Annotated in this window: 12 protein-coding genes; 4 read left to right on the top strand and 8 right to left on the bottom strand. The window is 54.8% G+C overall.

Going from position 1 to position 13,250, the window contains the following annotated elements:
• Positions 1–24: 24 nt before the first annotated feature.
• The 4 genes from DXD39_RS03375 (at position 25) to DXD39_RS03390 (ending at position 5,135) form a co-directional block, all read left to right on the top strand.
• Positions 25–936 (top strand): S-layer homology domain-containing protein, encoded by a 912-nt coding sequence (locus tag DXD39_RS03375; RefSeq protein ID WP_117803118.1) that lies wholly within the window; start codon positions 25–27, stop codon positions 934–936.
• Between the two features lie 138 nt (positions 937–1,074).
• Positions 1,075–1,467: a hypothetical protein gene (locus DXD39_RS03380; protein WP_117803119.1), complete on the top strand. Its 393-nt coding sequence runs from the start codon at positions 1,075–1,077 to the stop codon at positions 1,465–1,467.
• Positions 1,464–3,455 (top strand): S-layer homology domain-containing protein, encoded by a 1,992-nt coding sequence (locus DXD39_RS03385; protein ID WP_147347881.1) that lies wholly within the window; start codon positions 1,464–1,466, stop codon positions 3,453–3,455. Before DXD39_RS03380 ends, DXD39_RS03385 begins: the two co-directional genes overlap by 4 nt.
• A gap of 243 nt (positions 3,456–3,698) precedes the next feature.
• Positions 3,699–5,135, top strand: a complete 1,437-nt coding sequence (locus DXD39_RS03390) for an O-antigen ligase (protein ID WP_117803121.1) — start codon at positions 3,699–3,701, stop codon at positions 5,133–5,135.
• A gap of 67 nt (positions 5,136–5,202) precedes the next feature.
• On the opposite strand, the gene DXD39_RS10130 is transcribed toward DXD39_RS03390, so the two are convergent.
• The 8 genes from DXD39_RS10130 to aroB form a co-directional block, all read right to left on the bottom strand.
• Entirely contained in the window at positions 5,203–5,421 is a 219-nt protein-coding gene (locus DXD39_RS10130) for a hypothetical protein (protein ID WP_117803122.1), read from the bottom strand.
• 46 nt (positions 5,422–5,467) lie between these two features.
• Complete coding sequence (glf, locus tag DXD39_RS03400) at positions 5,468–6,592, bottom strand: UDP-galactopyranose mutase (RefSeq protein WP_117803123.1); 1,125 nt, start codon at positions 6,590–6,592, stop codon at positions 5,468–5,470.
• 78 nt (positions 6,593–6,670) lie between these two features.
• Positions 6,671–7,108 (bottom strand): type II 3-dehydroquinate dehydratase, encoded by a 438-nt coding sequence (aroQ, locus tag DXD39_RS03405; RefSeq protein WP_117803124.1) that lies wholly within the window; start codon positions 7,106–7,108, stop codon positions 6,671–6,673.
• A gap of 99 nt (positions 7,109–7,207) precedes the next feature.
• Positions 7,208–8,446: a shikimate kinase gene (locus tag DXD39_RS03410; protein ID WP_117803125.1), complete on the bottom strand. Its 1,239-nt coding sequence runs from the start codon at positions 8,444–8,446 to the stop codon at positions 7,208–7,210.
• Positions 8,447–9,592 carry a prephenate dehydratase gene (gene pheA / locus DXD39_RS03415; protein ID WP_117803126.1) on the bottom strand — a complete coding sequence of 382 codons (1,146 nt, stop codon included), beginning with the start codon at positions 9,590–9,592 and terminating at the stop codon, positions 8,447–8,449. It lies immediately after the preceding gene.
• Positions 9,593–9,728: 136 nt separating this feature from the next.
• The gene (aroC, locus tag DXD39_RS03420; protein WP_117803127.1) at positions 9,729–10,826 is read right to left on the bottom strand and encodes a chorismate synthase; all 1,098 of its coding nucleotides are present in this window, start codon (positions 10,824–10,826) and stop codon (positions 9,729–9,731) included.
• A 1-nt stretch (position 10,827) separates the two neighbouring features.
• Positions 10,828–12,147, bottom strand: a complete 1,320-nt coding sequence (aroA, locus tag DXD39_RS03425; protein ID WP_117803128.1) for a 3-phosphoshikimate 1-carboxyvinyltransferase — start codon at positions 12,145–12,147, stop codon at positions 10,828–10,830.
• Positions 12,141–13,247, bottom strand: a complete 1,107-nt coding sequence (gene aroB, locus DXD39_RS03430; RefSeq protein ID WP_117803129.1) for a 3-dehydroquinate synthase — start codon at positions 13,245–13,247, stop codon at positions 12,141–12,143. The genes aroA and aroB overlap by 7 nt, the downstream gene beginning before the upstream one ends.
• Between the last annotated feature and the right edge of the window lie 3 nt (positions 13,248–13,250).

The raw sequence follows: 13,250 nt of genomic DNA on the forward strand, positions 1-13,250 counted from the left end.
ATTAGTTGTTTAAGGAGGGTCCCTATGAATGAAATTGATTTCAATGCAGAACGAGGGTATTTTCGCGTTCTTTTATTACCATCAATTATAGTGCTAATAATTACTATTGCTATAGCAACGTCCTTAGCATTGGCGCCGAAAACTGCGTTTGCTGTTGATTTAAACCGAACGGTATATTGTTCAAGAACTGGTACGAAATATCATTATGTAATCGACTGTTCTGGTATGAAAAACCCCATATCAATGTCTCTTGGCGAAGCACGGAGCGAAGGTAGAACGCCTTGCTCGAATTGTGTGCACGATACTTCTGAAAATCCTGATGTCCCGGCAACCCCGTCTTATCATTTTTCAGATGTAAATCCTTCTACTCCACATGCGGAAGATATTTTATGGCTCTATCAAACAGGTATTTCGACTGGTTGGGACGAAGGAAATGGGGTTTATTCGTTTCGAGGCATGGATAGCGTGAAACGTCAAGATATGGCTGCTTTTTTGTATCGTCTTGCCGGTAGCCCTGATTTTTCGATAACTTCGAATAATGCAAGTTGCTTTTTCTCGGACGTAGACGAGTCAACCCCGCATTATAAGGAAATCATTTGGTTGGCAAGTTCGGGCATTTCTAGCGGGTGGACGGAGGCGGATGGCTCAAGAACTTTTCGCGGAATGGATTCAGTAAAAAGACAGGATATGGCTGCGTTTTTGAACCGCTTGTCCGTCTATCTCGGTCATCCTTATTACGGAGAGGGCGTAAACCCATTCATTGATGTTGTGGCTGATACCCCGCATCGTCATGAAGTGCTGTGGTTATCTCAATATGAAATTACCCAGGGATGGATTGAGGCTGACGGAACTCGCACATTTCGTGGCATGGATTCTGTGAAGAGGCAAGATATGGCTGCGTTTATGCATCGAATGAGCCTTCGCGAGCTTCTATAATTTGCGCGGTTTGCTGTAGCTTATTTCGGTTGCTTAACACGCTTACCGAAAATTGCCTAATCGGAAGTTCATATTCCTAATATATTTGATACTCTAGATTTGTTTTATTGGTGGGGGAAAGTGAAAAAAGGAGTTCCTATGAAAATTCGTTTGAGAATGGGCGTATATGGCCTTCTCGTTGGCCTCATCGCACTTTTCTTGGCACCCGTAGCATCTGAAGCATATACCGCCAAGGGCATTACCAATTCAAAGGGTCTTGTGTATGACGATGTCTATGGCGTGTCGAACGGCGCTGCTATCATGCGTAAGGGCGATCATATCGATTTGGTCGACTCGCTTGGAAATCTTCTCTTGGATACTGTTTCTGGTGTTGATACTCATATTTCAAATAGCGTCTACGGTGCCGGCTATCACTTCGACAAAGGCCTCGTTCCGCTGTCTTACGGAAACGATCAGAAAAATCCCAGAATAGTGGCTATTATGACATTAATAAGAAGAAAATTGTTGCCAATGCTGAAGCTGGTGATGTGACTGGTGAATTTTCACAGGATGCGACATTGTTTGCTAAAGCGATGGTTCAAAATCAATCTACTATGGTTACCTTATATAACACTAATTCTGGTACCAAGCTGAGCTCTTCGGTAATGCCTGTTTCATGTGAAAAATGTTATTTTAATTTTGGTTCAGACAATACTTGTCTTAACGTTAATTATTGCACTCGTGAAGAAGGTTCTGAAAATGTAGCTTGGAGTCAAGGCTATTTTAAGATTAATGACGGAGTTTTGGGTGAGTTTGTAGCTGATGAATCTCCCTCTTCAAGCAATTATTATCAAACTGGTTTCGATCGAAATGGAATTGCCTTCCTAGTCCGCTATATCTCTGGAAGCAGTACTGCTGACGGTCACGGCTCGAGGGTAGAAATTGAATACAAAGGGGCTGTAAAACATCTATATGATTGCAGCAGCTTCAAAATCGTTGGTGAATTCGTTTTCGTTCAGAAAAATGATCAATCAGGATGGAAGGAGGTTTATTCCTGCAATGGCGATCGTGCAGAATGGATTGAATCTTTATTCAGCAATAATTCGGATGCGCTGTATTTGAACACGGAGGGCTTTGATTCCTTTGACGGATCGCGGCGTTATGTTTACTTTGACACTAAGACGTCCAAGAGTGTTTTGTTTGACGCGGACGGTAGCGTGATAAAAGATAAACTTGTTCCCGGTTTTAGCGATAATTCAAACGCTTATTTATGCCCTGCTTACGACGGGTCATCTTCTAGTGGCTACGATTCGGCTCCAGCGATTGCCATTACGTCAAATGATGCTAAGTCTGGAGATTGGGTCGTCAGACTGTTGAATTTAGATGGTGATATTCTGTATGAAGATCATTGCAGTAAGAACGATTGTGGAGATATGGTTTCATATTGGGTATATCCTTCTTACCTTGATGGTTTCATTTCGATTCATAAATTCAACGAATCAAGCAGCGCAAAGCCGACGACATTTATCGATTTAGTCCATAAAAAGACTGTTGGTACACTTGATTCTTATGCTTTTATGCAGTTATGTGGCGGTAAGTTGATTGCTGGCGAAATGTCCCCCTCTTCACCAGTTTATTTGTTAACGTCTAATGGTCTCGACCGCTTTATGATTGGGACTAATGCCGTTTCAGTTTGCATGCAGAACGTTGAGTCATCAAGGTCTTATATTTCTCCAGGTTCTTTATATCATTCTTCTTGCGCTGCTTGGTGGGCTAAGGATAATAATGGTAAATGGGGCCTAATCAAGACCGATGGCACCGTCATTGTCCCGTTTGAATATGATGCTTACGAAGACCTTGATTTTGAAAATGAAAATCTCGCGCTTGTAAAGAAAGATGGTCTTTGGTGGTTCTTCGATACTTCAGAAAAGACCGAACAGGGTTCTGAGGGAAATATCAAGTTTGCTGATGTTGATAGTTCAACTCCTCATTCAGAGGATATTCATTGGCTTGCTAGTAGTGGAATATCTGAAGGTTGGCTTGAACAGAACGGTTCGCGTACTTTCCGTGGAATGGATAGCGTTAAGCGTCAGGACATGGCGGCATTTCTCTATCGTCTAGCCGGATCTCCCGTATTTGTTGCACCTGCAACTTCACCATTTATCGATGTGACTTCTTCCACACCCCACTATAAGGAGATTTGCTGGTTGGCGCAGACTGGAATCTCTACTGGATGGAAGGTATCCTCTGGTTATCAATTTAGGGGCATGGATAGCGTTAAGCGTCAGGATATGGCTGCTTTCCTTAAGCGTCTTTCGGATTACTTGAACAAGGGCGGTGTCGCTTCGAGCTCGAACCCGTTTTCTGACGTTAACGAGTCCACTCCTCACTATGAGGAAGTCCTTTGGCTTTCGGAGAATGGCGTATCAGAGGGTTGGGCTGAGGCCAATGGCACCCGAACCTTCCGTGGAATGTCGGATGTTGTTAGGCAGGATATGGCTGCCTTCTTGCATCGTATGGATGCAAATGGTCTCGTGTAAACCTTGCTGATTGGGTTGAACGGAGACTCCATCAGGGGTCTCCGTTTTTTATTTATATACGACGAGGTAATTGAATTGAATAAAAGAACTCAATGGACGCTATTGTGTTTACTCGGGGCTATTCTTTTACTCCAGGGGGGCTATAATTCTAGCATTTCTTTTATTGCTTCTTTTTTTCTGTTGTTTATTATCGTTATTGATCGCTCAAAATTCGAAATTCTAAATTTCCAAAGAAATATAAGCATGGCTGCCATGGTATTTCTTGGGCTTATATCTTCTTTTGCATGCGGTTATGGCTCTTACTCGCTTGCTCATCTTGCCCCTTATTGCATGTTCCTGTCTTCGTCATTTGTTTTTACTTCGGTTGATGATTTTGATTTCAATTACCTGATTGGGGGATTACGCTACATCTGTTTCATTTCTTCTGCAGCTGCTATTTTACTATTTTTTGTTTTCCCTTCTTTTTTTGGTTATGTTAGCGCTGGTCGTCTTCAGGCGTTTTTTCAATACGCTAATACCGCTGCCGTTTGGTTTGCGCTTTCATTTTTATTGCTGCTCGATAGTCCTTTGTTTACAAAAATTGATTGTCTAGTGCCATTTATTGCGCTTGTCCTGACGCGTTCGGTCGCCGTTGCCATATTGGTCGTTTTTGGCCTTATGATTTATTTGATATTGGAAAAGCGGTCTATGGCCTCATTTTTGCTCGCCGTGTTTGGGCTTGTCCTCATATTGTGTATTTATGACATGATGTCGGGGCGTATTGTGGAGTCGGTGCAGACATTTATTGAGCGAATTATTCAAATATACGATGGACTTAGATTGGCTGGGTCTAGCCCTTTTATCGGAATCGGCCCTGGTGCTTGGCGACAATCGTATCGATTCGTTCAAAGTGCGCAATACTCTGCCAATGTCATCCATTGTGGCTATCTTCAAATTCTGCTTGACGGTGGCATTTTCGCGCTTACTGCATTTTTATGGTTCTGTATCACGCGTATAATCTGCATATTTAAGGAGCGTAGCAATATTCCCCATAGCTCATTCTTGGTTGCTGGCATTGTTTTAATGCTGCTTCATTTTATGGTTGATATTGACATCCAATTCGGTTTCATTGATTTACTGTTAGTTCTGTTTTTGTCTCGCGGAAATGAAAAATATTCTATAAAAGAATTATCCTTCGGATTTACTAACTGGGCTAATAAAGGCTGCCTCCTCTTATGTCTTTCGATAATCTTCGGCCTTACGATCATTACATGTTATAGAAGCTATTTGATTGAAGTGGGAGATAGAGGTCCTTCGTGTTTTGAAAAAGACCCCGAAGTGACTGAGAATTATTTGCTCAGATTATGTGACGAGGGCGAATATGCCAGTGTTGTGGATACTGCTGATTCTTTACGCTTGCGAAGTGTAACTTCTGAGTTACAGCTATTAAAGATTGGTTCCTTATATTGCATGGATATGAGAGATGATGCGGAAGAATGTCTTCTTGAACTAATCGATATGCAGAAAAAGAACGTAGATCTATATAAAACAGCTACGGCATATTTTGACTATTATGGTATTTCAAATGAAGGTCGCATTCGGTTGACCAGAATAGAAAATCAAGCTAATGAAATGATTGAAAGGCCGCCTGCGTCTTACCTACGGAACCAGGTTCTGTATGAATGGACTCAGTTGAACTGATATCAAAATCAGCATTACTCCTATTTTTTAATTCAAAACTATAACTTTGTGATTTCATGCAAGGGTATTAATCGGTGCTCTCCGCATTTACCCTCAGTTCCCACTGCTTGCTGTCCACTTTGGCTACGGAGTCCAGGATAAAGCCCGTAGTGAGCGAGAGTCCGTACAGGAACATAAACGCTGCTGAAAGCATGGCGGTGTGGAAGAGCGGAACGAGTCCGGTGGCTAAGAGTTCCATAATGATGGGGATGCCCAAAGCCAGCCCGGTGCAGCATTCGCGCTGCACCGGGCATTCTGTTTGCTTATGGTGGCTAGCTAATGCGCCTTTGTCTCTACGCCTCAGTCGGCTCCACGCCCAGTTCGTTGCGGACAAGCTCGAAGGCCGCGGCGATGGCCTTGTCCATGTCGTAGTACTTGTAGCCGCCCAGGCGTCCGGCAAAGATCACGTCGCCTTCCTGCGCCGCCAGCTCCTCGTACTGCTTGTAGAGGGCCTCGTTCTTGGCATCGTTGATGGGGTAGTAGGGCTCGTCGCCGGGCTTCCAGTCCGCCGGGTACTCGCGCGTGATGACGGTCTTCTCCTGCGTGCCGAACTCGAAGTGCTTGTGCTCGATGATGCGCGTGTAGGGGACCTCGCGCTCGGTGTAGTTGACCACGGCAACGCCCTGGTGGTCCTGCTCGTCGAGCGTCTCGGTCTCAAAGCGCAGGCTACGGTACTCGAGCGTGCCCAGCTTAAAGTCGTAGAACGCGTCGATGGGGCCGCAGTAGATCGTCTTGGCGGCGATGTCGGGCTCGGCGGCGGCCAGCTCCTTGTACTCCACGCCGCAGCGCACCTCGACGCCCTCGAGCATGTTGGCGACCATCTTGGTGTAGCCGCCCATGGGGATGCCCTGGTAGCGGTCGTTGAAGTAGTTGTTGTCGTAGGTGAAGCGGCAGGGGAGGCGCTTGATGATGCTTGCGGGCAGGTCCTTGCAATCACGGCCCCACTGCTTCTCGGTGTAGCCCTTCACGAGCGTCTCGAAGATGTCGCGGCCGACGAGCGACAGCGCCTGCTCCTCGAGGTTCTGCGGCTCTCCGATGTTCTCGGCGGCCACCTGCTCGGCGATCTTGGTGCGGGCGTCTGCTGGCGTGACGACGCCCGGCCACATCTTGGCGAAGGTGTTCATGTTGAAGGGCATGTTGTACATGTTGCCGTGGAAGTTGGCTACCGGCGAGTTGACGTAGTTGTTGAACTCGGCGAAGCGGTTGACGTAGTCCCAGACGTCCTTCATGGAGGTGTGGAAGATGTGGGCGCCGTAACGGTGGACCTGGATGCCCTCGACGTCCTCGGTGTAGATGTTGCCGGCGATGTGGTCGCGGCGGTCGATGACCAGGACCGACTTGCCGGCGCGCTTGGCGGCGTTGGCGAAGACGGCGCCAGAGAGGCCGGCGCCGACGACTAGGTAATCGTACTGGGACATGGATATGCTCCTTTGTATGTCAATTGGACAGCTACTTAAGCTTTGGGACAAACAAACCTGATTATTTAGTCCCATGGATTAGTGTAGCAGATACTCTTTCAGCAGCTCCAACGCGTGGGCGTAGCCTTGGAGGCCTTCGCCAGTGATAGTGGCGAAGCAGGCTAGGCGTGCATAGCTCACCTGGCGGAAGTCCTCGCGCGTCTCTACGGCGCTGATGTGCACCTCGACGGCCGGGATGGCGACGGCTTTGAGCGCATCGAGGATCGCCACGCTCGTGTGCGTGTAGGCCGCCGGGTTGATGACGATGCCGTCGACCTTGCCGTAGGCCTCCTGGATCTTGTCGACGATGCTGCCCTCGTGGTTAGACTGGAAGACATCGACCTCGTCGAAGCCCTGTGCAGCGCCCGCTTCCTGGCAAATCTGCACTAAGCGGTCGTAGTTGTCGCTGCCATAGATGCCCGGCTCGCGAATGCCGAGCATGTTGAGGTTGGGGCCGTTGATGACGAGTGCTTTCATGGTTGCTTCCTTTGCGGTTGGTTGGCGTGGCTGGCCATGCGATCTTCGGCGTTTGCCCAGATAAAACCTGTCAAAATAAACCTGTCCCTTTTTGGCAGGTTAGAGGGTGTCGAGGAGGGCTTGGGCGGTGTTGGCGGCGCAATCGCGTGAGTCGATGATGTAGTCGGCCCAGGCGCGGTAGCGTGGCATGCGCTGCTTGGCCAGCTTGTCGATGCCATCGCGGGCGGTGATGGGGCGACCCTTGTGGGCGAGTTCGTCGAGCTTACGGTTGAGCATCACGATCTGGCTGTTCTGGTGCAGCAGCGGGTAGTTCTCGTCGCGTGTGACCACGCCGCCGCCGGTGGAGAGCACCAGGCCGCTGCGCTTGGAGATGTCGGCCAGCGCAGCCGTCTCCTGTTCGCGGAAGGCCGCCTCGCCGCGCTCGACGATAAAGTCGGCACAGGGCATGCCCAGACGCTCCTCGAGCGCGCGATCCAAGTCGATGTGCTCGCGACCCGTGAGCTGGGCGATCTGCTCGCCCACGCGGGTCTTGCCCGAGCCCGGCATGCCAATCAGCGCGATGTTCTGCTCGCGGCGGGACAGACGCTCCGTTACGTCCAAGATACGCTTGCGCGGGGTAGCTTGGCCGGTGTAACGCTCTACAGCCTGTGCCGCCTGGGCAACAAGCATGAGCAGGCCGCCGATGCAGGGGATGCCGCGGCGCTCGGCCTCGAGCATCAGACCCGTGCGGGCGGGGTTGTAGACAATGTCGATGACGCCCTCGAGCGCATCGAGGCCTTCGAGCGTGCAGGGAGCGTCGGGGCAGTGGGGGAACATACCGGCGGGCGTGCAGTTGACGAGCAGCGTTGCATCGGACTGCTGAGCGATGTTGCTGTAATTGACCTCGCTCGTGCGACCCACGGGTACGACGATGGCACCCAGATCTCCGAGCACCATACTGGCCGTAGTACCCGCGCCACCGGTGGCACCGAGCACGAGGGCCTTCTTGCCGGCAACCTCTACGCCCAACTCCTCAACTAGGCACTGAAAACCGAAATAGTCAGTGTTGTCACCGCGCAGGCGGCCGTCGGGCAAGCGTGTGATGGTGTTAACGTTGCCCATGCGCTCGGCCAGCGGGCTCAGCTCGTCCAGGTATTCCATGACGGCGCGTTTGTAGGGGATGGTCACGTTGGTGCCTTCCCATTCGTTACCCGTCATAAAAGCCTCAAGATCTTCGGGCTCGCGCTCAAATCGCACGTACTCAAGCCCAGCGAGCTCTTTGTAGATGGTCGGGGTGTAGCTGTGGCCCAGCACACGGCCCAGCACGCCGTAGGGACGGGTTGCGGCGGTATCGGTCATCTAGAGCACCTCCGTGTAGCTGCCAAAGTAGGTGAAGCTCTCGCACACGTCATCGATGGAGTCGAGCAAGTCGTCGAGGGCCTTGCTGCCAAATGGGCAGTCCAGATCAAAGTAGAACATAAACTCAAAGTCGCGGCCGGGGATAGGACGGCTCTCGAGCTTGATGAGGTTGATGTTGAGCGCATAGAAGCGCTCGAGCACGCGATAGAGGGCGCCCGGCTCGTTGGCTGTGGTGATCATGAGCGAGGTGCGGTTGGCGCCGGGGTAGACGCGCGGCTCGCGGCTGATGACGACGAAGCGTGTGTAGTTGTTGTCCGAGTCCTGAATGTTGGGCTCCAGCACCTCCAAGCCGTAGAGCGCCGCGCAACTGCGCGAGGCGATGGCGGCGACGTCGGTGCGCTCGGAGTTGGCGACCATCTCGGCCGACATGGCCGTGTTGAGATACTTGGTGGCGTGCAGGTCGTGCGCCTCGATAAAGCCGGCGCATTGCGCGATGGCCTGACCGTGGCTGTAGACCTCACGAACATCCTGCAGCTTGGTGCCGGGCTTGACGAGCAGGTTGTGGTCGATCTTGAGGCGCAGCGAGCGCACGATGTGGAAGTCGAACTGTGCGAGCAGGTCGTAGACCGCGTTGACCGAGCCCGCGGTGGAGTTTTCGATGGGCAGTACGCCAAACTCGCAGAATCCGTCGCGCACAGCGCGCATGACACCTTCGAAGGTGTCGAAGAACGCGATATCGGGCACGTCGAAGAGTTTGCACGCGGCGATCTGGCTGTAGGCGCCCTCAACGCCCTGGCAGGCGACGCTGGCAGTCTGGGGGAAGGGCGTGTCGAAGGCCTCGGCAGTGGCGTGGGCCTTTTGCGAGACCGTGATGCCCTTGAGTTCGTTGATATAGCGCTGCTGCTCGGCCTTGCTCATGCTCATGAGGAGGCGGAACAGCGCGATGGTCTGCGCCTCGTAGCGCTCGGGCGCGCGACCGGCAAGGTTGTTGAGCTTGGAGCGCTCGCGGGCGGGGTCAAAGACGGCCTTGCCCATCTCGATCTTTGATTTGGCGACCTCGGTGGCAATGTCCATGCGCTCGACAAAGCTGTTGAGGAGCGTGGTGTCGATGCCATCGATGGTCTGGCGGATGTCAGCAAGGTCCATAGGGACCCCTTTCACGTGTCGGTGATTTTTCTGGGACGGGGATTAAAAAATCATTGTGTACTTAATGATTTTTTAATCCCCGTCCCAGAAAAATCACTGGGTGGGCGTGGGGGCCGGAGTTAGCCCCCAGAGATTTTTAGAGCTGGGCGGCGTCCTCGAGGAGGGCGTCCCAGATCGCGAGGGCGGCGGCTGCCTCGGCTACGGGGACGGCGCGCGGGACGATGCAGGGATCGTGGCGGCCGTGGACCGAGAGCTCGGCATTTTCCATAGCGTCCATGTCCACCGTCTGCTGCTCGCGGCCAATCGAGGGCGTCGGCTTTACGGCCATGCGCCACATGACGGGCGCTCCGGTCGAAATACCGCCCAGGATGCCGCCGGCGTTATTGGACTCGACCTCGATCTCGCCGGTCTCGGCATCGATGCGATACGGATCGTTGTTCTCGCTGCCGCGCATGGCGGCCACGGCAAAGCCCATGCCAAACTCCATGCCCTTTACGGCGGGAATCCCGAACGCGATTTGAGCGATGCGGTTCTCGATGCCATCGAACATGGGGTCGCCGATGCCCGCGGGAAGCCCGTAAATGCCGCACTCCACGATGCCGCCGATGCTGTCGAGTTCGTCGCGCGCGGCTAGGATCTCCTCGCGCATGCGGCCGGCTGCGGCGGCGTCAATGCACGGCAGATCGTTCGTAAGGATCGCCTTGCGGTCGGCCTCGCGATAGACCATATCGTCCATCGGCAGGTCGGAGATGCCGCCGATCTGCGCGACGTGCGCCATGACCTGAATGCCGCGGGCCTCGAGTGCCTGCAGCGCAATGCCGCCGGCGATGCACAGGGGTGCTGTTAGGCGGCCGGAGAAATGCCCGCCACCAGCGACATCGTGCATGTTGTGATACTTCACACGCGCCGGGTAATCGGCATGTCCCGGACGGGGCTTGCGGCGCAGTTCGGAGTAATCCTTGGAGCGCGTGTTGGTGTTCTCGATAATCGCGGCGATGGGCGCGCCGGTGGTATGTCCATCGACAACACCGGCGATGATGTGGACGGCATCGGCCTCGCGACGCTTGGTCGCGGTCTCGTCGCGACCGGGGGCGCGACGGTCGAGGAAGGCCTGCAGCTTCTCCTGGTCCACGGCGATGCCCGCCGGGATGCCATCGAGCGAGCAGCCGATAGCGGGGGAGTGCGACTGGCCGAAGATGCTTAAGTGCAAGACGTTGCCAAAGGTCGAGGACATGTTATTCCTCCTCGAGTGTGACCTTGCCGCCCAGCAGGCGGTAGTGGTCGAAGAAATCGGGATAGGACTTGTTGACCGCTTCGGCGCCGTGAATCACGACCTCGCCGGTGGCACGGCTCGCGGCAATGGCGGCCATCATGGCGATTCGGTGGTCGTTGTGCGAATCGACCTCGCCGCCGGTAAAGGCATCGACACCCTTGATGATGAGGTCATCGCCGGCAATGCGCACCTGCGCGCCCAATGCGGTGAGCTCGCGGGTGGTGGTGACCAAGCGGTCGGATTCCTTGATGCGCAGACGGGCGCAATCGCGGATGAATGTGCGGCCTTGCGCCAGCGATGCCACGGCCGAGATGACGGGCACCAGGTCGGGGATGTCGTGGGCACTCATCTCAAAGCCGGCGAGCTTGTCGGACTGCACGGTGGCGGCGTTGGTGGAGCGCACGATGCGGGCGCCAAAGCGCGAAAGCGCGGCGAGCACGTTTCGGTCGCCCTGCGCGGAGCTCAGGGATACGCCCTCGACGGTGATGGGGTCGGTGCCGATAGCACCGGCGCACAGCCAAAAGGCGGCGTTGGACCAGTCGCCCTCGACGGCTACGCTGCCGGGCGTGCGGTACGAGCCGCTGCTCACGCGGAAGTTCGTGACCTCGGGCTGGCCGTCCTTGGCGGGGATGCGCTCGACGTTGACCTCGACGCCGAAGGCCTTCATGGCCTGGATCGTCAGGTTGATGTAGGGGCGGCTCTCGATAAGGCCGCATACCTGCACGCAGGAGGGCTGAGCGAGCAACGGGGCTGCCAGCAGCAGGCCCGAGATGTACTGCGAGCTCACGTTGCCCGGCAGCACAAAGGTGCCTGGGCGCATGCGTCCGCTCGTCTTGAGCGGAAAACCGCCCAGACCCTGTAGGTCGCAGCCGGCGGCGATGATCTCGTCCGAGAGCGGGGAGAGCGGGCGGGCGCCCAGGCGGCCCTGGCCTACGAAGGTGGCATCCGCACCCAGCGCGCAGGCGACAGGCAGCATAAAGCGCAGCGTGGAGCCACTTTCACCGCAATCGAGCGTGCCGCCGGCAAGGGCCTTGAGCAGGCCAAACTCAACACTCTTCATGGTGGGGTGGACCTGGAAGCCGTCCTCGACGGTCTCGATGCGAGCACCCAGGGCCGTAAGGCAACGCACCGTGGCCTCGATGTCGGCGCAGGTAGTGTTGCAGGTGACGTGCGTCTCGCCGTTGGCAAGCGCAGCGCAGATGATGAGGCGATGCGCCATCGACTTGGACGCGATGGCGGGAACGGTGCCCTTGAGCGGGGACGGGGTGATGCGGGCTAGCATGCGGATGCGTCTCCCTTCTGGTCGAGGCCCTCGGCAATGAGTTCGTGGAAAGTGGAAAGCGGCGTGCGGTCGATGCTGCAGCGGCCAATGCCGTGCGGAATCACCAGGTCGATGGTGTCGCCCGCGCGCTTCTTGTCGTGGAGCGCCTCGGCAAAGACGGCATCGGCGGAAAGCTCGCAGCGGGTCTTGAGGCCATGGCGGGCGCAGAGCTCCTCAATACGACCGGGCAGTGCGGCATCGCAGACGCCGTGCAGGGCCGCGGCGCGCGTGATGATGCCCATGCCGATCGACACGCAGTTGCCGTGTCCGAGCTCAAAGTGCTCGCAGGCCTCGACGGCGTGTCCAGCGCTGTGCCCAAAGTTAAGCAGCTTGCGCTGGTTGGTCTCGCGCTCGTCGGCAACGACCACGGCGCGTTTGATATCGATATTGCGGGCGATGATGAGCGCCACGCGGGCGACATCGCGGTTAAGCAGCTCCAGCGTGAGCGGGGTCTTCTCGAGCTCGGTGAAGAGTTCCGGATCGGCGATCACGGCGTGTTTGACGACCTCACCGCATCCGTCGGCGAATTGCTCGGGCGTGAGGGTGGCAAGGCATCCAACATCGGCGATAACAACACTCGGCTGCCAGAAGGCGCCCGCGAGGTTTTTACCGGCAGCCAGGTCGATGGCGGTCTTGCCGCCCACCGACGAATCCACCATGGCGAGCAGACTCGTGGGGATCTGCACAAACTTACAGCCGCGCATGTAGGTGGCGGCCACAAAGCCGGCCACGTCGCCCACGACGCCGCCGCCGAGCGCCACGATCACGTCGGAGCGCGAAAGCTCATGCTCGGCCACAAACTCCAAGATGTTGATGTAGGTCTCTGCGCGCTTGTGTGCCTCGCCGGCCTCGAAGGTGTAGATGCTTACCTCGTAGCCTGACGCCTCCAGGCTCTGTTTGACAGGCATCTGGTAGAGCGGACCCACGTTGGTGTCCGTCACGATGACGGCGCGAGTGCCTCCGGCGGTGGCGCGAGCGAGCGGTCCTGCCTGCTCCAGCAAAAACGTGCCCACGTGGACCTGGTAGGGGCGTGCGGTGTCGATATCGATGGTAATCGCCATAAG

Source organism: Collinsella sp. TM04-29, from assembly GCF_003466565.1.
Lineage (GTDB): Bacteria > Actinomycetota > Coriobacteriia > Coriobacteriales > Coriobacteriaceae > Collinsella.